8 protein-coding genes are annotated in these 20,418 nt (G+C 48.8%); 3 read left to right on the forward strand and 5 right to left on the reverse strand.

What is annotated here, in order from left to right; translation table 11 throughout:
* Window positions 1-140: 140 nt before the first annotated feature.
* A complete protein-coding gene (locus AB0L18_RS00830) occupies window positions 141-7,070 on the forward strand; it encodes a gliding motility-associated C-terminal domain-containing protein (protein ID WP_367390691.1) in 6,930 nt (2,309 codons plus the stop codon).
* Between the two features lie 99 nt (window positions 7,071-7,169).
* Here AB0L18_RS00830 and AB0L18_RS00835 read toward each other — a convergent pair whose 3' ends face one another.
* From AB0L18_RS00835 to AB0L18_RS00845, 3 genes are all read right to left on the reverse strand, one after another.
* Window positions 7,170-8,018: a hypothetical protein gene (locus tag AB0L18_RS00835; RefSeq protein WP_367390692.1), complete on the reverse strand. Its 849-nt coding sequence runs from the start codon at window positions 8,016-8,018 to the stop codon at window positions 7,170-7,172.
* 6 nt (window positions 8,019-8,024) lie between these two features.
* Window positions 8,025-8,915, reverse strand: coding sequence for a DUF6175 family protein (locus tag AB0L18_RS00840; RefSeq protein WP_367390693.1), 891 nt, complete (start codon window positions 8,913-8,915; stop codon window positions 8,025-8,027).
* A gap of 238 nt (window positions 8,916-9,153) precedes the next feature.
* The gene (locus tag AB0L18_RS00845; RefSeq protein ID WP_367390694.1) at window positions 9,154-10,083 is read right to left on the reverse strand and encodes a hypothetical protein; all 930 of its coding nucleotides are present in this window, start codon (window positions 10,081-10,083) and stop codon (window positions 9,154-9,156) included.
* Window positions 10,084-10,311: 228 nt separating this feature from the next.
* Between AB0L18_RS00845 and msrA the strand changes: the two genes are divergently transcribed.
* Window positions 10,312-11,028, forward strand: a complete 717-nt coding sequence (msrA, locus tag AB0L18_RS00850) for a peptide-methionine (S)-S-oxide reductase MsrA (protein ID WP_367390695.1) — start codon at window positions 10,312-10,314, stop codon at window positions 11,026-11,028.
* A gap of 188 nt (window positions 11,029-11,216) precedes the next feature.
* Here msrA and AB0L18_RS00855 read toward each other — a convergent pair whose 3' ends face one another.
* A complete protein-coding gene (locus AB0L18_RS00855) occupies window positions 11,217-15,824 on the reverse strand; it encodes a S8 family serine peptidase (protein WP_367390696.1) in 4,608 nt (1,535 codons plus the stop codon).
* A 348-nt stretch (window positions 15,825-16,172) separates the two neighbouring features.
* Window positions 16,173-17,087: a M23 family metallopeptidase gene (locus AB0L18_RS00860; RefSeq protein ID WP_367390697.1), complete on the reverse strand. Its 915-nt coding sequence runs from the start codon at window positions 17,085-17,087 to the stop codon at window positions 16,173-16,175.
* Between the two features lie 359 nt (window positions 17,088-17,446).
* On the opposite strand from AB0L18_RS00860, the gene AB0L18_RS00865 reads away from it, so the two are divergent.
* Complete coding sequence (locus AB0L18_RS00865; RefSeq protein ID WP_367390698.1) at window positions 17,447-20,410, forward strand: tetratricopeptide repeat protein; 2,964 nt, start codon at window positions 17,447-17,449, stop codon at window positions 20,408-20,410.
* Window positions 20,411-20,418: the final 8 nt, after the last annotated feature.

Genomic DNA, 20,418 nt, shown 5'->3' on the forward strand with positions numbered 1-20,418 from the left:
ATTTCCCCCTTTCGTCGTATCTTTACCCTGAGGACTGGTGAGAAACCGTTTTTTCTTCGCCAGCCTTCACAATATTATCCCAAGAACAGCAGTCTATAAAGCGCATAATCGTTTTATCAGCTGCCAGAACATTACCTCCCATGCGCCAACGGCTCGTGCGCCTTTTATTGTTTTCCCTCCTCACCGTGATGTGCCTATCGCGGGGCTTTGCCCAAAATTGTGGACAAAGAGATACCATCATCTTTACGGCCAATTCTACCGCTTCGATAGCGCTTGAGATCAGTGACTACTTCAACGATGACCTTAGTGATCCCATGCAAGGCTTGTGTGGCATTGAACTGGGGTTTGTACACCAGTTTGTTGAAAACTTTGAGCTTTCGCTAACTTCTCCTGCCGGGCAAACCGTTAATCTTCTGGGACCTAATAGCGACGATCCTTTTGCATTTACGCCGGGTACCCAATGGCAGATTAGCCTGGTCAGCTGTGCTGCTGTCGCTCAACCAGATAGTGCCTTTACCGCTCAATGGAACAATAACCAGACCGAAAACTGGGTGCCTTTTGGCTTTTATGATGGCTCGTACTACCCCTTTGGCGGCTGCCTTGAAGATTTCAATACGGGGCCCGTCAACGGTACCTGGACCTTTAATATCACCAACAATCCTTCCAATAACCCCGGTGCCATTACCTACATAAGGCTTATCTTCTGCGATAGTCGTGGTGTAGAGTGTTGTTTTGCCCAGCCAGGTCAGTGGCAAAACGAAAACTTGCAGGCCTGCATTGGTGCCGATACTTTGCAAATCACTCCCAACATCAACTTCCCGCTTGGTGAAGCCGATACCCTCGAATACAGCTACGCCTTCCTCATTAGCCAAGATGGAATTTACCAACAACTCGACTCCGTGCTTGATCTACGAACTGCGGCAGCCGGGGAATACGACATCTGTGGCTTCTCTTACCGCAGTAGCCAGCTCGACAGCCTGCCGCTCCCCGATGGAGTACTCACCATCGACAGCATCCGATCCAATCTCGAAGGGCTGGAACCCTGGCTTTGTGGGCTCCTCACGCCCGAATGTTTGCACGTCAGCATCATCGCACCGCCCGATACCACCCGCCTCAGTGAGCGCATCTGTCGGGGCGATAGTATCGTCGTCGGCGGACAAAGCTTTCTCGATAGTGGATTTTATACCGTCGATCTGAATAATTTTGTCGGCTGTGACAGTATCGTCACCCTGGATCTTTTTGTCCAGGAAGTACAGTTTACCCAAATTGACACCGTCCTCTGTCCGGGAGATACCGTCTTTGTGGGCAATACATTTTATTTTGAAACGGGCTTTTATCGGGATACCCTCGCGAGCGTTGAGTTGGGCTGTGATAGCATCGTCAACCTCAATCTCGTTGTCTTAGCCGAGCAAATCACACCGCTCACCCCGGTCATTTGTGCGGGCGAAAGTTTTGCTGTAGGCGACAGTTTACTGACCACCACTGGGAGTTACCAAATCCTACTGACCTCCGTAGCGGGCTGCGACAGTTTGGTGAGCGTAGATTTATTGGTGCTTGATCCCCAAGCCAACATTACAGGGCCCGCGGAGATCAGTTGCGCGCAACCAGCAACACTCCTCAACAGTACCGGTTCCTCACCATCTGGGCAGCTTACCTTCCAATGGCTAAGCATCAATGAGACCCCTTTAGCGACCACCCCTACCCTACTCGTTGATGCCGCCGCCTCCTATATTTTGGCAGTAAGCCAGGAAGTTTCAGGAACCGTCTGTATGGCTCGGGATACGTTTGTACTCAACGAAAATTTTGCTACCCCCACCGCCGATGCCGGACCAGCGGCCACCATCACTTGTAGTCAACCGAGCACCCAAATTGGTGGGCCAAATACCAGCACAGGCTCGGCCTTCACGTATCAGTGGTCTACTACCAACGGCAATATCACTGGGTCTACCAACAGTCCATTCACCACCGTCAACAGTGCGGGGGATTACCAACTCGTTGTTCAAGACACTTTTAGCTCATGTACCGACACGAGCACCGTTAATATTGTTGCCGACCAACAGCCACCTACCGTCCTTACTGGTCCCGCTTTTACGCTCAACTGCCTTGTTGTAGCAGATACACTCGACGGCTCTGCTTCGCTTGGTCCCAACATTTCTGCCAGTTGGTCAGGGCCTTGCATTAGCAATACACCAGCTCCTGGCTTAGCCATCGTCGACTGTCCAGGATGGTATTTTCTCGAAATCCTCAACACCAGCAACGGTTGTAGCGCAGTGGATTCCTTGTTGATCCAGGAAGATATTTCGCCAGCCATGGCAGCCATCGCTCCAGCGGATACCCTTACCTGTGCCAGCACAACTGTTTTACTAGATGGAACTCCCTCCACGCCAACCGGGATGATCGACTTTAACTGGATAGGCCCCTCGGGACAAAGTGCGACTACAGGGACCTTCTCGGTGATGGAAACCGGCAATTACGAACTAATCATCGTTCGCCAGGATAACTTTTGTCGGGATACTGCTACTATTATTGTAGCACAAGACACATTGGCACCCCTTGCTGATGTTGGCCCCAACATTACGCTAAATTGCTATGCAGGAACAGCCGTTCTGCGCGGCAACAACACCTCCCTTGGTGCTGCTTACAGCTACCAATGGTTCAGCAGTAGCATACCCATTCCTAATGCCTTAAGTGACAGCCTCCTCGTAACTGAGGCGGGCACCTACTCCCTGGAAGTGACGGACAACCGCAACGGCTGTACCGATACAGCTACTGCCGAAGTAGACGAAGATTTTATCACACCCGAAGACGTCATCGCAGGGTCGGGCCAATTGCTGGCTTGCGGAGGTGATCTGGTACAACTCGTGCCCGATAGCACCGTTTTCTCCAACCCCGTCACATGGGAGTGGACCGCCGATTGCATCACCCCACAATCAGATAGCTGGGCCATTTTCACGGATTGCCCCGGGCTGTATACCCTTACGGTCACCAATATTGAAAACGGCTGCCAGGGTAGTGATACCACCAGGGTCAGTTTAGCACCCAACTTTAGCATTGCTATTCTGCCAGACACCGCTTACCTCTCTTGCGAGACCGGATCAGTAAGTTTAGACAACAGTGGCAGTATTGGAAGCGTTTTTCAGTGGTTTTTGGATGATGTTCCCATCAGCTTAGCCAACAATCAACCTACCGTAGACGTGTCCGGCATTTACACCCTGGTCACTAGCGATATCAATCAGTCTTGTTCTGATACAGCTTTCGTCAATGTGCTAATCGACTGTACCCCCGTGGCCATAATTGATCCGCCAGAAGTGCTTACTTGTGCCAACCAATCCATCTTTTTAAACGGAACCAATAGCCAGGTTACCGGACCTCGAACTTATCTTTGGACGGGGCCATCTGCCAGTTGCTTGCTTTCTCCTACAGATGCGCCGATCATGGAGGTGGTCTGTCCGGGAGAATACCAGCTTATTGTGGAGCACAGCATCTTCAATTTGCGGGACACCACTACGATCACCGTCCTGATTGATACCGTTGCTCCTATCGTAGATGCAGGGCCTAATCAACAAATCACCTGTAACACAACCCTGGCCAACCTACAGGGAACCGTCGTGGGAAATAGCAATGATTTTACTTTCGCCTGGACGCCCTTCTTTGCTCCTGATGACACGCTCAGTCAGAATATTAACTACACCACCAATGCTGCCGACACCTACGTGTTTATGGCACAGAACATCAACAACGGCTGTATTAGCACAGATGTCGTTCAAGTTACGCTCAACAATAGCCCCCCTAATATTGCCTTTGGAAGTACTGTTTTTCCGTGTCAAGCCGACACTTTCCGATTAAGGGCTTTTGTCACTCCTGCAGGAGGCGATTATTCCTACACCTGGAATGGCTTAGGCGTTCAGGCCGACGCCAACACTTCGGCTGTTTTGATTAACCAGACTGGCGATTATACCTTCTCGGTCGTCAATAACCAAACAGGCTGTACCAGCAACGAGCTGATTACCGTTACCGAACAAACCTGCGTTCCTTGTCTGGACTTGTTGCCCGTCGATACCTTGGATTGCCTTACGGCTAACCTTGATCTCGAAGTAGCATTTTGCCTCTCTTGCGAGGGTTGTGTGCTCCAATGGTCGGACGAAAACGGTGACCTGCCCGGTGAGCAAAGCCTAATGCTGTCTGTCAGCAGCCCTGGCAACTATACCCTTACCGCGATTGACACCCTTGGTTTTAGCAATTCAGTAACCGCTACCGTGCTTGAATTGACAAGTCCGCCAATGGTTGACTTGGGGCCTGATCGAATGATCACCTGTGACAGTAGTTCCATTTTCTTGCAAAATTTGCTACTCAATGAAGAGGGTACCTACCACTATCGTTGGGAAGAAACAACATTAGGCGACTTACCAAACTCAGGCACTACACTTACGGTAACGGAACCTGGCGAATACCTCCTTGAGTTAACCAATTTACTCACCGGCTGTGCCAGCAGTGACACTGTTTTAGTCACCGAAAACTTGCTCCCACCCGTGGCAGAAGCGGGCCCCAACCTGGAACTGACCTGCCAGAGTAATGCAATTGCACTGGATGGTACTGGCTCCACCCTCAGCGGCGTAAGCTACCAATGGACAGGGCCAAATGCAAGCTGTATATCCGGTAATGACAATACCACACCGCTCGTCACCTGCCCGGGATTATACACCCTGGAAGTGACCAATCTCCTCAATGGCTGTACGGCCACGGATACCGTACGCGTAAGCCTCAACGAAGATGTACCCGTACTCACTACCTTCCCCGACACGGTGCTCACCTGTAGCCAAAACAGCATCACCCTGGTGGCAGCACCACCAGCTACGGGAAGTTTCATGACCCGTTGGTGCCCACTCAATGATTTGGGGGAAGAGCTTTCTTTTATGTGTACCCCTAATTCCACCACTTTAGTGGTAAACACGCCAGGGCAATACCAATATACTGCTATAAATGACGATACGGGTTGTAGCAATAGTTTTGTCGTAACAGTAGGCATCGATACGCTCCCTCCGATGGTGGAGGCAGGAAATACCGACACGCTCTTTTGCACCCTCAACAACTTGCAGTTGGCCGGAACAGGCCCCGCAACAGCCACCTACTCGTGGAGCAACCCTGATCTGGAACAAATCGACAATGCCACCTCATTACAACCGATTATCTACACCCCTGGTTGGTATTTTCTCGAAGTACAATCACAGATCAATGGCTGTACGGCCCTGGACAGTGTGTTCATTGCCGAAGATGAAAATCAACCCACACTCACGATGGGCAATGATACCCTGATTAATTGCTTACAACCAACGGTCCGACTGTCTGCTAGTGGAATGACTTTTAATGGCACCCCCAATTGGGCTTGGACAACACCTACGGGCAACCTGATCGCCGATGCAAGCACCCCAACCCCACTCGTTGGAGCGGGTGGCTGGTATTTGCTCACCCTCACTGATGCTGGCAATGGTTGCCCCGTTACAGATAGCCTGTTCGTGAGTGAAGACCTTGCCCCCCCGCTAGCTACCGTGGAAGGCTTGGGCAATTTGCAGCTTAACTGTAACCAGGACACCCTGTTGCTAGATGGCACCAATTCCATGTCAAGCACAGGAGATGGCTTAGCTTACACCTGGAGGACGGTCCCACCCGGCAGCTTATTCCCCGATGTGCTGGCGCCACAGGTATTTACGGATCGCCCCGGCAATTATTCCCTCATTGTTACCGACCTCGGCAATGGCTGTAGGGATACAATCGCCTTTAATGTGGGTGCCAATTTTGTTCGTCCAATTCCTGTTTTGGCCTTGGCGGAACCCATTACTTGTAGCACTTCCAGCAGTATTTTAAGTACCACCCAACCCACAAATACCGCCGATTTTCAATTCCTCTGGACCAACGAAAACGACGAAACCATCAGCAACAGCCCCACTGCCCAAGCAACAACAAGCGGCTGGTATTACCTGGTTTTAACCTCCAACATCAATGGCTGTAGCAGTCGCCCCGATTCAGTGTTTGTAGGCAGCTCAATAAGCTTACCGCAAGTAGTCGTCAATACGGATGGCAATATCAGTTGTGACCAGATGGTGGTCCACCTCGATGGTAATGGTTCTTCTCAGGGTACCAACTTTAGCTACCAATGGTCTAGTAATGATGGTTCACTGTTGGGAAATGGTACCAACTTACTGGATTCGACCCAAATGGCAGGCACCTACACCTTAACGGTAATGAACAATGCCACCGGCTGTGCAAATACCGATAGTGTAACGGTGATACTCCAGGGCATGCCCATCAGTGGCCTTGATGTGGATTTCGTCTCTCCCCCCTGCTTTGGCGATCAATCGGGAAGTATCAGCATCAACGAAGTCATGGGCGGCAGCCCTCCCTACCTCTATCAAATCAATGGGCAGGGGTTCAGCCAGCTATCCTTTTTTGAAGACTTGCTTCCTGGCAACTATCAAGTGCAAGTAGTCGGTAGTGAAGGTTGTCAATGGGAAGAATCCATTACGCTCACGGCTCCCCTTCCTTTAGGGTTGAATTTGGGGCAAGATCTGGACGTCACCTTGGGAGATAGTGTTGTGCTAACTCCTGAGCCTACCCGCCCAATTAGTACCTGGAAGTGGAATGCGCCGGGCTTATTGTCGGAAGACGCTCCTTTTATGCCGATCATTACCCCTTTGGAAACACAATTCATTCTGCTCACGGTCACCGATGAAAATGGCTGTACCGCCACGGATACCCTCCGCATCTTTGTCAACAACCTCAGCCGGGTATTTATCCCCACCGTTTTCTCCCCCAACGGGGATGACAACAACGACTACTTCACCCTCTACGCTGGCGATGAAGTAGCCGAGATCGAAAGCCTGCGCATCTTCAGCCGCTGGGGCAACATGGTCTTCGAGCAAGACAACTTCCCCCCCAACGCCCCCACCCTGGGCTGGGACGGCACCTTGTGGGGAGAACCCCTCAACCCCGCTGTTTTCGTCTATTACGCACGAATCCGCTACACCGATGGGAGTACTGAACTGATCACGGGAGATGTGGTGTTGATGAAATAGGTGTTGATGGTTGGGTTGCGAGGTGCGTAAATAATTCCGACTTCCTTCCGATAGCTATCGGAACCGACTTTAAAAATGGATGGTTTGTTGGTTCAAAAATCACTCCCTCACCAGGTCGGAGATGATGGTATTGCGGGCCTGTTCAATCTGCACCTGGTTTTGGTAAACCTGCCTAAGAAACTGCGCCTTGCGCGACTGCTGATCCTTCAGTTGAGCGGCAGCTTTTTCTACCAGTTGGCGAGCCGTGGGAGCGCAATCCGATGCAGGATCTATTTTCCCAATTTCATCAAGGGCAGCTTTGGGCATTTCCAGTGCCAATTGCTGACGGGCCATTTCCAGATGCTCCGTACAAGAGGCTGCCTGGTAATCCAGATAATAGCTTGTACGACTAGCGCGGGCCTGAGCATAACACGGAGAGGCCATCGGCATAGCATCTGCGATGGCGAGGGCGGTGAGCAAATTGCCCCTTTCTGCTTGTTGAGCTGCCGTGGCTAACAAGTCGTTGCAGTTGCTGACAAAGGCATGCTGGTAATCGGTATTCAAGGTTTCCAAAAGGCGATGGATGGCTGCACTTCCACTGGTCAATTGCCGGAGCGCATTCCGGCGGGCATCGTCGAGCGTATTGCCTGTCGCCTGTAAGGATGCACTCGCGGTGCTAATCACCTGGTCGCTGCCGCTTAATCTCAAACCTACCAGTAAATCATAAGCGGCGACAAAACGCGTACGCATACCCTCCATTTGCCCTTCACGGACGAGTACCAATTCGGCCTCCAGCAGTACGCCAGAAAGACTATCCAATAGCGCACCTTTGCGCTGCAAAGCGGGTATCAGGCGTTGCTCCACATCTGCACTTACACTTTTAGCGAAGCGCAGCTGTAGAGGAATATCTTGGGTAGTTCCGTTCAGGAAACAACTTGCTGATAGGATAAAAATTAAGAATAAACGCATAATTAGCTAGTTAAGCGTAATGAATATTTTGTTCCCCTGCACATCTCGTTCACAGTCGTAACCCAATTCACGGAGGAAGTTGCGAAGTTTTACGGCAAATCGGTAAGCGCGGTAGGGCTGCCCATTAGTGGGGTGCAAATAAGGTACTCTCAACTGATCGACGATCATTTTCGTGGCCGTCATCCCTTGCAGGTGGTATTGGCCACGTAGGGTATTTTCTCCCAACCAGTTGGCAATCACTTCGGCCAACAGCAGGTCGCTCCCACTTACGGGGCTATCAAGGTCATAACTTACCGATGGGGCCAGCGTGATATTGAGGGCCAACACCCGACCAGCCATCAGCATATCATGAAAACTTGCCGTTATCTGAGGGATAAATTCGAGGAGCCCCTCTTCTGCGGCACGTTGCACCAAACGCTCATACTGTTTGGTATAAAAACTGGGCGAATGAGAGGTGTGATTGGCTAGCGACACCCCAGAAACAGCATCGTAGGCGGTCATGATAAGCCCTCCAGTACTGCCATTGTAAGAGTTATTGATGATCGGTTCTACCTCTACGTAGATATCCGCTCCCGATAGCTCTATCACCTCCTGTTTCACACTGGTGAGGTTGCCCCATTCGATGGTCTGATCATTGGCCAACTGCCGCAAGCGGGCTCGCAAGTCAACAGTGCTATAGCCCGCAGTTGCAAACCCTTCCCGTACCGCCGTCACTGCCGTTAACATGACTTTATCTTGCTCTAGTTGCTGTCGCCAATCTTCGCCTTCTTTAGCAAACGGAATCACCATTATAGTAGGCTGGTAACCGGGCATGCTGTCCAACCGGGGCTCCGTCTGGGAAAAGCTATCTTGAAAAAACAGGAAAAGCGTAAAAATTAACAGCGTGTATTTTCTCATTGTTTATTTTAATTAAGACTTCTTTGGCAGCCTGTCTGGTTTCGAGTGTTTTTGGTTTTATGTCTGCAATTACCAGGGAGTGCTCGTTTTCCTCGCGGGGCTGCTCTTCCGATAAAATCGGAATCGCGGGGGTGCTCGTTCCTCGCGGCTAGCGCGGCTACCGCCGACGCCGTCGGCACCACTGCGAGTGAAACGAGCACTGCCGCGAATCCCGACCCCTCAGGACGAACACCACCACCTAATCCACTAGTCCAAAAAATATCATCTTCGTCAACCAGTGCGACTTTTGATCACCGGGCACGGCATAGAGTACATGCCCTTGCTCTCGAGCCTCATATAATTGGGTAGATCCTCTCAATATTTTACATTCCAGGAAGCGATCTTCCTGGCGCTGAATCCTTGCTTCTCCTAAAATCACTGGGCGGGCCAGTGTATCGCCACTTACCAGGTAGTATTCATTGATGTACACCTTAAGTTCCTGGCCAGAAAAATTAGGCATGGTGGTAGCGACCAGTACTTCGTTGATCTTATTACGACTTTCGTGCAAAACATCGACTACTTGCATTCCTCCCTGGAAAGCTCGCATAACAAACCTTCTCACCTGCTTCGACAGCTGGGCCGCCGCTTTGCGCTCTACCTGGGCAATCAGATTCTCCAAGGGAGCATCCATTTCCGGCTCACCGGCTTGGGTACTGAGAAAACCTTCCAACTGGGCATTTTCTGCTTTAATCAACTGGCCGGTACGCACATCCAGCAAACTGATTCTTAACAGGTACCGAAGACTTACCGTTTTGGTGGGAAACCCCTCTGGAGATCGACCTTGGCGGGGATCAAGCTGTCGGCTCAGCACCCGCCCTACGAGCAAATAATCTGCTCCCAACGCAGCAATACTTTCCCGGTCGCTGGCCAGATAATCCTCGTGGCGCACCTCCTCGCGGGCCATAAAAACAGCATCCAAACGGCGACGATCCACCACACGAAAGCCTTCGTTCTCCGTCAGGCCGCGCTCCGCAGCTTCTCCGAGCAAAAGCAAGCTACCCTCTCCCATTTCTACATTGCTAACAAAAGTCGGTACCCCTATCGTGGGGACCACCGACTGCCCTTCAACTACGATGGAAAAAACAAGCAGTAAAAGCAGTAGTATAATCTTTATAAATGCATTCTTCATACGGAAAATAATCATCGAGATAACTTTATTGCTGTTTGGCTTCAAAGAGACGGAGAAAAAATAAGTGAAACAGCTTTCGGTTTATTTCCGTCAAACTACAAAGGTAACCGTATTGCAACAATTTTGCGACAAGCCTCTAAACTGTCCTTGTGCGGTCATTATTACCATAAAGAATAATCTTTACATATTAACTTATTGTTACAATTGCATTCCAAAAAAAATGCAATTATGAAACCTACGTATCTTTTGTTCCTATTTTCCTTCCTTTTGCTGGCCTGTAACCCCTCTACTTCACAAACAACGGCCGCGAAGGAAGCATCACCTGCTACGGATGAACCTGCTCCATCTTATAGCGCTTCCAGTACCCCTACCTTGGCTGAAGCCCAACTGGATAGAGCGATGGAATCCTACAGCCAAGCCATTTTTGCCAGCGGTTGCTTTTGGTGCACCGAAGAAGTGTTCCAGCACGTAAAAGGCGTAAAAGGTGTTTATTCCGGCTATGTTGGTGGAGACGAATCGATTCATCCGACTTACAATTCCATCGGTACGGGTACTACGGGCTACGCCGAGGCTGTGGTCGTGTATTTTGATCCAGCAGTGGTTTCCTATGATCTATTGTTGGAGTTTTTCTATGCCAGTCATGATCCTACGCAAATCAATCGGCAAGGACCTGATGTAGGCACCCAATACCGCTCTGGCGTGTTTTACCTCAACGAAGAGCAAGTCAACAAGGCCCGCGCTTACCAGGAAAAACTCAATAATTCCGGCAAGTACGACCGCCCGATTGCTACAGAAATTACCGCCGCAGGAACCTTTTACCTGGCCGAGGAATACCACCAAAACTACTACCCACAGCATCCTGAGAATCCGTACATTCAGCGGGTAAGTCGCCCAAAAGTGGAGAAATTCACCAAAGCATATGCGCAGTACCTGGAAAAGGCCTAGATCAAGAAAGTTGGAAGGCACTTTTGAAGTGCCCTCTAACTGATTGCAGTGCCTGATGCACTATAACAAGAAAGTTGGAAGGCACTTTCGAAGTGCCTTCCAACTGATCACACTAGCGTTTTTCTGCCGATTTATGTTCGGGCTGATGCATTCGTTAAAATTGCCGGAAGACTTGTTCCTTTTACGAATCAGTACTTAAATATACGGAGGGTTTCCTGCCATTTTTCTCCAACGATCATGACCTGGTAGTTTCCTGAAGGCAAGAAAGCCAGGATAACAGGCATCGTAAAATGACCGCCAGCCAACCATCGGCTATCCTTGCTGATGACACGACCATGCGCATCCAGCAAGCGAATTTCCACCTCTTCTTCCGTCTTCGTCCAACCACTTAGTTGGATATCACCCGCCGTAGGATTGGGGAATGCCATCCATCTAGCAGCCTCATTTGTACTTGAAGGAGAGCTACCGGTAGCAACCTGAAAGTTGTTATTCCCGTTATTCGCATTTTCACCTTCCATCCATTCAATCGTATAGTCCTCTACTTCTCCATAATTGATGTTTGCACAGTAGGTGGCAGGACTGCCGTAACGCATGGAAACCCTCATCCTGGTCGTCCCTTGGACATTATTTGGAGGTGTGAATTGAGCCGTGACCGGTCCGGCATTTGGCCCGATGGATACAATCTCTTCGCCTGGATCAGCAAAATCACCATCACGGTTATAATCAATCCATACTTTCCAATACTCATTGTAATTGGTACTGGCATAACCAGGAACCAACGTCAGTTGATGTGTAGCATTTTTCTGCAAGGGCAAGACGATTGAGGTATAATCTCCATAACCATCATCATCTCCGCTGGCGTAGTTACTTCCGTTAACAAAAATGGCGTTGATCCATTCATAATTCGTATTGGCTCCTTGCGATTCACAATACACCAAGCCCGGGCCATCGGTACTTTCATCATTGACCCAAACCTCCGTACTGCTCATACAACCATTTTGGTCGGTAACATAGGCGGTATAAAGTCCTGGAGAAAGATTGAAAAGTGATTGCCCCTGCGCACCATTTTCCCACGTTACTGTGTAAGGCGCTATTCCGCCATGGATATTAATCACAATGGCCCCATTATCTCCTGTGGTCGCATGGGTGACGTTGACATTTAATTCCAATTCGCTAGGGTTTTGTAGTGAAATACCACGCACTGCACTGCACCCTGCTGCATCTGTGACCGTCACCAAATACACACCGCTGCTCAAACCCGTACGAATAGCATCTTGGGATCCATCACCCCAAAAGTAGAAGAAGGGTGCGGTACCTGTATTTACCTCTAGTGCGATCCAACCATCTTGTTCATTATGGCAACTTGGGCCGGCACTCGTAGCTGATACTGAAAGCCCAACGGGGTTCACCAACTGGGCATTAGCTACGGAAGTACAGTTGCCATCCGTCACCGTAAGGGAATAGTTGCCCGCAGAAAGTCCGCCGATAAAAGGATTACCGGTCGCACCATTACTCCAGCTGTAGCTGTAATTTCCGCTTCCACCAGTAACGGCGGCACTAATGCTGCCGCTATTGGCAAACTGGCAGTTGGGAGATTGAGGATTAAGGGTAATCGTCAATGGTGGAGCTCCTTGTACATTAATCTCAGTGGTTGTAAAACAACCATTGGCATCGGTAATCACTGCGTAATACGCACCGGCAGCGAGCCCGGTCCGCAGCCCTCCTGCGGCTCCATCCGCCCAAGTGATTTGATAGGGGGCTGTGCCTCCACTTGGCGTTAATGTAATGCTTCCTTGAGCACAGATGGCTGGGGTCACTGTAAAACTGAATTGTAGTGGTGCAGGTGCTGTAAGTGCAATAGTACGTGTGATGGATTGATTACCATCATTGACGACTACTGAATAAACGCCTGTTCCTAGACCAACAATTGTTGGTTGAGTAGATCCCGTATTCCAAAGATAGGAGTACGAGCCACTTCCTCCAGTAACACTGACACCAACAATGCCCGTATTATCCCCTGCACAATCAATCTCCTGAACGATACTCGTTGATGCCTGTAGCGGTGGAGGACCGTTGTCTTCAAGGCAGAAAACATCATAACTGATGGCATTAAATTCACCACCAGCCACCAATTCGTTACCGTAACCATCGGTGAGTAAAAACCAGCCATCACCATTGGCACAGCACATGCCATCGTTATAAGCATCGGTCACCACCAAGGTAAAGCAACCAGCAGGTAAACAGATGGTTTCTTCACGATAACTAAATGCTGGCGTTCCTGTATAAGGCCCCCCCGAGTTTCTGATAGCTCCCGAAGCATCCAGGATGTACCAAGAGGTTTCACCTGGGTAGCGGTCAAATTGTAAGGCCAGGGTTACCGTTGTTTCACAACCAAAATGCTCGTACTCCTGTGCGTTGGCTCGGCGACCACTCAGTCCATTTGGAAAAACTGGCGCTACTGCATGCCAATAATTTTCACCGACGGTAGCATCTAATTCAAAACTCAAGCTGGAGGTATTCCCAACAATTTCCATGAACTTATCTCCCAACTGATACACTTTATACGCTACAGCGCCGGGGACAGGTTCCCAACTCGCCAGGGCTGTATTTGCATCCTGGTATTCCACGATAAATTCAGGGACACCTGAAACAACGCCTAAATGCTGAGAAATCAAGGTCGTACTACCACGACGAAGTCGAAACTTCAACTGACTGGTAGGTGTATTAGGCACTTGCCATGCGTAAGAACGGGTGGTAGGTGCCAGGTTTGTCGCTAAACCTGTCCAGCTCTGACCATTGTTGTAAGAAACATCCAGCGAGATAGGCTGCCCGTTGCTGATTGCGTCCCAAACAATTAAAGAAGATTCTCCCGGTACAAACGTCTCCCCTACTTGGGGACTAAGTAGTTCGATGGGAGACATTTCTATTTCGTAAACCAGATAGTAAGTTTGTGGTCCTTGAGGTACTTCAAAACCTTCTACAATCAAGTTGTAATACCCCGCAGCAGGCTGATTAATCACAACTTGCTCGACATTGTTACGGCGATCTACACCAGGTAGCGCCGCTCTTCCCAGGCTATCAAGGTGAGGAAAGGAACTGGGGATCCAAGGCAATTGCTGCTGGCCATTGGGGTGTTCTACGCGCAAATCAAGGTCATTCACCAATGCCTTGGCACTCAGCACACTACCCGCAGGATCGTGCCAGTACAACATCACTTTCAGGCGTTGGGCACCACTGGGGATAGCCAACTGAAAAGATTGCAATTGTTGGTGAGCAATGGCTTCCTGACGATAATTTTGGGCCTGTAAACTGGCCAGTGCCTTACGGACGTTTAAACGCCCCCATCCGTAATGAAAATCAGGGCCAGCTACGCCCAAGTCGTCTGCTGTATTTAAGGCCAATGCCTTGATCAAGGCAGAGGAAGGATAAGCATTGTTATGGGTTTCACGATAGTAACCGTAGAGAATACCCAGTGCGCCAGCCACATTGGGTGCTGCAGCAGAAGTACCCGAGCTTTGGCGGTAAGTGTTGTTGGGTCCGGTAGTATAATCATCTTGTCCCAAAGCACTGAGATCAGGCTTCAAACGACCATCAGGGGTTGGGCCACGGCTACTACTGGAAAGAAGCTCATCGGTCCAGTCTATGTTACCAATAGCAAGCACATTTTTGCCTGCTTTCCGCCCACCAGTAATTGTTGCGTAATAGTTGCCACCTGGAGTGGGCCCCAACCAGCTGTATGGATTATAACAGGGGTCGGCACCGTGATTACCCGCAGAAAACACGTGCAATATTTGGGGGTTCTCATAGACCTGCTCATCAATTTCTGCAGTAGAAAGCTGATATACCTCGCCACAGCCTTCTCCAAAAGAAGTAGAGGTAATGGCCGTCCCGAAATCCTCAAAATGAAGTGGTGCCAGGTCTACATGGGTGTACGAGCCAATGTCAAAAAGATGAATGGTGGCTCCTGGGGCACTCCCTGCCGCCGCGGGGTCGATATTTCCGGCTCCAGCCATCATGCCAGTAGTCATTTCGGCATGGCTACCCGTATCGTACTGGGTGTGATCAATCAGTCGACCATGAAAATCGAGATGTACTACTCCTCCATCATCACCAATGGAAATGGCGATACCTTCGCCCATGTCGGGCAAGCCCATCATTGAGCGAATGATTCTGCTGCTTGAACGCCCAATATGCCCTTCTGGAATTGGAGCTACTGGTGCCGCTTCCGTGTATTGCAAAAGTGGGCAAGCTAGAACATCGGGCAAGTCGTCAATCAAAATTTCGTAGGTCAACCATTTGTCCTGAAAAGACAAAATAGAAGCCCCTTGATCTTCGAGTGCCTGTGCCAGTTTTAGGAGGCTCACTCCGGGAAAAGGTAAGCCCACGAGCCGATAAGTGGTGGTGTTTTCTTCACCGCTACCGAAATTCAGGGGAGCATTGGGCCTTTTATGCTGAGATTCGAGGGGTAAAACCTGGAGTATATCCTCGGGCAACAGAAAATCTTCCGGCTGGGTATTGCTCACCAGATAGGCATTGTTATTCAAATACCGATGAAAGGATATGCCGATCTCTGCCAACTCCAATTTCCGAGCAGGCAAGGGCATTGCATCAAACTGCATAATGGCGTAGCAACCATTAACTAAATCACAATTGTTTTCAGGCCAAATAGTGGGGAGCGACGTCCGTTGAACAGAAGGGGTAGCAATGAGATCATTGTTCAATAAAATCTCATTTCCAACCTGACTTTTTCCTGCTGATAGTACGCACACCAAACTAAGCCATACCAGGTATCGCATAATTCTGTGTTTATAAATTGTTTGGTTCGGAAGGTCTAACCAAGCGTTGGTTACCCTATCCTGTTATCAGATGGAAAAAGGCCGATGTATCAAATCGACAAAGTTGTGTTGTACTATAGTGTTTCAAAGCATGAAAAAATACAGATAAGACGTTTACGGAAACAGCTTTGATTTACAAATATAAGAAAAAACAAAATACCTAAACAACTATACATCTCCAACTAACGCCCGTAAAGCAGGTGGAAAAACAAGACATTTCTAGAAAAACAACCTTATTCTATCAATAAACTACCGTTGTCTTAAAAAGACACACCTTTCCTTCTAGTGTCAAAATTGCGACCTTTTGTATTAAAATCTAATATAATCCGCAGGATCAACAGGAACGCCGTGCCACCACAACTCAAAATGCAGGTGGGGGCCTGTTGTCTGGTGCCCTGTATTACCAATTATAGCGATGGCTTCGCCTCCCTTGACAAAGGAGCCTACCTCCTTGAGTAATTCCTGATTGTGTTTGTAAAAGGAGATCACCCCATTTTGGTGCTGGATGCCGATCGTATACCCCGTATCGTAGGTGTAATCAGAGAGAATAACATAGCCATCCATGGCAGCCTTGATCGCTGTTCCTTTAGCCGCAATAATATCGATGCCGTTATGATTCTCTTTTAATTTGAATCTTCCAATAATCTCTCCCCGGACCGGAGCCACGAAGAACAGCTGTTCCAAAGGAATATCCCGACTGCCGGAGATAGGTTGTTGACGGGCACTTCGTGCGGCAGCACCAACGGATTCCAGCTCCTGCTCCCTGCGAAGTTGCATTTCTTCGGCGGAAATGGTCACTTCCTCGATATTTTCAAGATTCTCAAGCGCAGAAGAGTCAATTCCTTCTTGCGACTCTAAAACCGACTGGTATTTCCCTAGCAAAAGATTACGAAAGCTCTCTGCATAAGCTGTTTGAGCTTCCAGTTCTCGCTCTAGCGAAGTAATTTCACTGGATAGCTCTTTCAACTCTTCCCGAGCAACTACATCTCCAAAACCAGGCAAGTATTTTTTCAGTGGCGTAAACGCTATCAACAACGCAACAATCAATGCGACCAGCACCACGATACTACTCAGTGCGAGATAGACATTCATTAAGCTAAGCTGAAAAGAACGTACTTCTTCAAAAGTGTCTTCATTCATCACCGACATTCGGTAACGATTATTCAGGCTAGCCCGCCACCTTTGCAAAGCACTCATTGATTGTTTTCCCTCTAATTCTTCCATAATAACAGTTAGTGACGGAACAAAAATTACTTAATTGTCTATACTTCTCCTTACTTCCAGTGCGTTTACTTAGTAATTTGACGGAAATAACTTATTCCATTTTTTCCAATGATTCGCGAATATTTTCACGCAAGCTCCTTTTAGTTGCTTGCTTAGAAAATTTTAGCGAATCAAAAATGGAATAAGTTATTTTTGTTCCGTCACTTAGAACGCATTTTCTATACCACCGTTAAAATCGCCAGTTCGGAGACTTTAACGTCTTGCTTTAGGGTTTGAAGTATGGACAATTAAAAATACCTTTGTAGAATCTTGGCAAAGATAAGTGAATAATTCTTTGCCCATCACAAAAATCACTTGGCTTGAGACAGATTAACAAGCTCTTTTGGATAGCAATCAGCCTGGTAGTACTCACGGCGTGTACTACCCAAAAGAAGAAGGGAGAGCTATCGACCGTGGGGAAATTATGGCACAATACCACGGCTCATTATAATGGCTATTTTAACGCCAATGAGATCATTGAAGCATCAAAATTACAACTCGCGGAGCAACACCAAGACAATTATCTTGAATTGCTGGACATCTACGAATACACCGAAGTAGATAATCCTAAAGCTATCGCAGAGCAGGTGGATGAGGCGCTTAAAAAAGTAACGATTGTTATCAATCTCCATCCTTATAGCCAGTGGTCTGACGACTGTTACCTATTGGCGGGCAAGGCCCTTTATCTTAAACAAGATTATGAAGGGGCAGAAAAGGCCTTTCGTTTTCTCTTGAATGAGTACCCTCCCGAGGATGAGGCTGCTAAAGCAGAACAAAAGAAGAAAAGTGGTCGCAGTGGGAAATCGGGTTCCCGCAGCAAGTCAGGAGGTAACAAGAACACCAGTACCTCTGCAGGTCTGGAAGGTGAAAAACCGCTGACGACCAAACAGCGCCAACGCGCACGAAAAAAATACAACCGGGAAGTACAGAAACGTAAGAAGCAAAGAGAAAAAGCACGCCGCCAAGGCAAAACACCTCCTAAGGATCCAGAAGCAGCACCAGCAACGGAAACGCCTGCTCCCACTCCCGAAAAAACCACGCCAACGACTACTGATGAGTTACCTCCAGTAGGTATGGTTCGCCTTGGCAAAGATCCCGTTGCTACAGATCCAAATGGCGATACCGACCAGTATAAACTCAAGCATCGCCCTGCTTACCAGGAAGGTCAGCTGTGGTTAGCGCGTACCTACATCGAAAGAGACAACTACAATGCCGCCCGCCGCATCTTGAACCAGATGGAGAAAAATCCGGCGACCTTCAAAGATTTACGCAGTGAAATTGCCGTAGCAATGGCCCACATGGCAATCAAGGAAGGTGATTATGACATTGCTGCCCAAGCATTAGACGAAGCCGTTGACCGTGCCAACAATAAGGAAGAAAAGGCCCGCTATGCTTTCATTCAGGCACAGCTTTATCAGAAATTAGGCAATAGCCAAGGTGCTTATGCGGCCTACGAGCAGGTGGTTAAGCTCAAACCCAATTATCCTATGGAGTTTGCTGCGCGTCTGAACATGTCGCAAAACGCCTACTTATCGGGTAAAGGTTCTGCTACCGAGGCCATCGCTAATCTGGAGCGTATGCTCAAAGATGAAAAGAACGTACTTTACCAAGATCAGATTTACTTTGCCATGGCAGGTATTCAGCTGGCACAGGGTAACGAAATCGAAGGAATAGCCTACCTTGAGCAAAGCCTAAGTGTACCCAGTTCCAATACGGCTCAACAGGCCGAAGCGTATTACATCCTGGCCAACCTCTATTATGCAAAAGAGGATTATCTCACCGCAAAAGTCTATTACGACAGTGCACTCAGCGTAATGAGCCCCAGCGATGAACGCTATGGACAAACCGAGCGCTTGCGTAATAATCTGGTAGATATTGCCCGTAACTTGGAAATCATTACCCTTCAGGACAGCCTCTTGAGGATTGCGACAATGACTCCGGAGGAACAAGCAGAATTGGCTAAAAAACTTTACGAAGCCAAAGGCGTAGGAAGTAATGACAGTAATACCAACGACAAATTCAACCCTGCAGGTACCGCACGAGTAGCGATGTCTGGAACGCCATCAGCAGGGCCAGCCCTGCGCAACGAATCCACTTTCTTTGCCTACGATGAACGTGTCATGAAGCGCGGTGCCCGGGAATTTAACCGCCGTTGGGGTGAACGACCACTGGAAGATAACTGGCGACGGAGCAACCGCTCAGATGCCAGCTTCAGCTCGACCGAAGAAATTGAGGAAATTGACATCAACCTGCTCACCCAGGAACAAATCGATAAGATTCTCGCCGATGTCCCCAAAGACAATGGGGCGCAAGAAGGTGCCCGTCTTCAGATCAAGAAGGCCATGTTTGAATTGGGGCGCCTATACCGCGATCGCCTGGAAAACAACCAGAAGTGTGTGGAAATTCTGGAGGAACTCAACGAACGTTTTCCCGGACATCTTCACGAACTCGACAGCTGGTATTATCTCTACTTAGCACATACCGACCTCAACAATAGCGCAAAAGCCGAGGTATACAAGGACAAAATCCTGCAGAAATATCCGACGTCTACTTTCGGTCAGATTTTGGTTAACCCCAACTACGCGCAGGAATTCATGGATGAAGAGCGCCAATTGAACCGTAATTACGATGAGGTTTACCGGCTTTTTGAGGCCGGACAATTCGAGGAGGTTATCACCAAATCTAAAACCAATGCTGGTCGCTTGGTGGGCAAACACCCCCTGAAACCACGTTATGCGCTGCTCACCGCTATGAGTACCGGTAATACGGAAGGAAAAGAGGCTTACATCAGTGAATTGCAAAAGGTCATTGCAACCTATCCCGACTCTCCCGAGGAAACGCGTGCCAAAGAAATCTTGCGTTTATTGGGTGGTGCAGGAGCCAGCTTACCAGGCAATACCCAAGAGACCAGTGGTGCCTTCCAGGTGGCAGACAATGAGCTTCATTACGTGATCATCGTTTTTGAATCTGATGATATTGATCTCAATGCCAATAAGATCAAAGTGTCTGATTACAATCGTAAGTACCACAACCTAGATAAACTGCGCATTTCCAACGTCTACCTTGGTCAGAGCAATGATGTACCCGTGCTGGTATTGCGTCGCTTTAAAGACAAGGACGCTGCGATGTCCTATTATGATGGTATACAAAAGAATGGAGCAGATTTCATCAATGCCAGTGAAGTGCCTTTCCAAGTCTTTCCCATTACCCAAAGTAATTACCGCGAAGTATTGAGAAATCGCTCGGTAGAAGGGTATGGAGCCTTTTTTCAGGAGAGTTATTAGTGCTTTGG

Origin of the sequence: Lewinella sp. LCG006 (genome assembly GCF_040784935.1) — a bacterium.
GTDB lineage: Bacteria > Bacteroidota > Bacteroidia > Chitinophagales > Saprospiraceae > Lewinella.

Bases quoted from the DNA above. Each gene is read 5' to 3' on its own strand.
- msrA (WP_367390695.1), top strand. From the start codon at position 10,312: ATGAAACCTACGTATCTTTTGTTCCTATTTTCCTTCCTTTTGCTGGCC.
- AB0L18_RS00860 (WP_367390697.1), bottom strand. From the start codon at position 17,087: ATGGAAGAATTAGAGGGAAAACAATCAATGAGTGCTTTGCAAAGGTGG.
- AB0L18_RS00840 (WP_367390693.1), bottom strand. From the start codon at position 8,915: ATGAGAAAATACACGCTGTTAATTTTTACGCTTTTCCTGTTTTTTCAA.
- AB0L18_RS00830 (WP_367390691.1), top strand. From the start codon at position 141: ATGCGCCAACGGCTCGTGCGCCTTTTATTGTTTTCCCTCCTCACCGTG.
- AB0L18_RS00845 (WP_367390694.1), bottom strand. From the start codon at position 10,083: ATGAAGAATGCATTTATAAAGATTATACTACTGCTTTTACTGCTTGTT.
- AB0L18_RS00835 (WP_367390692.1), bottom strand. From the start codon at position 8,018: ATGCGTTTATTCTTAATTTTTATCCTATCAGCAAGTTGTTTCCTGAAC.
- AB0L18_RS00855 (WP_367390696.1), bottom strand. From the start codon at position 15,824: ATGCGATACCTGGTATGGCTTAGTTTGGTGTGCGTACTATCAGCAGGA.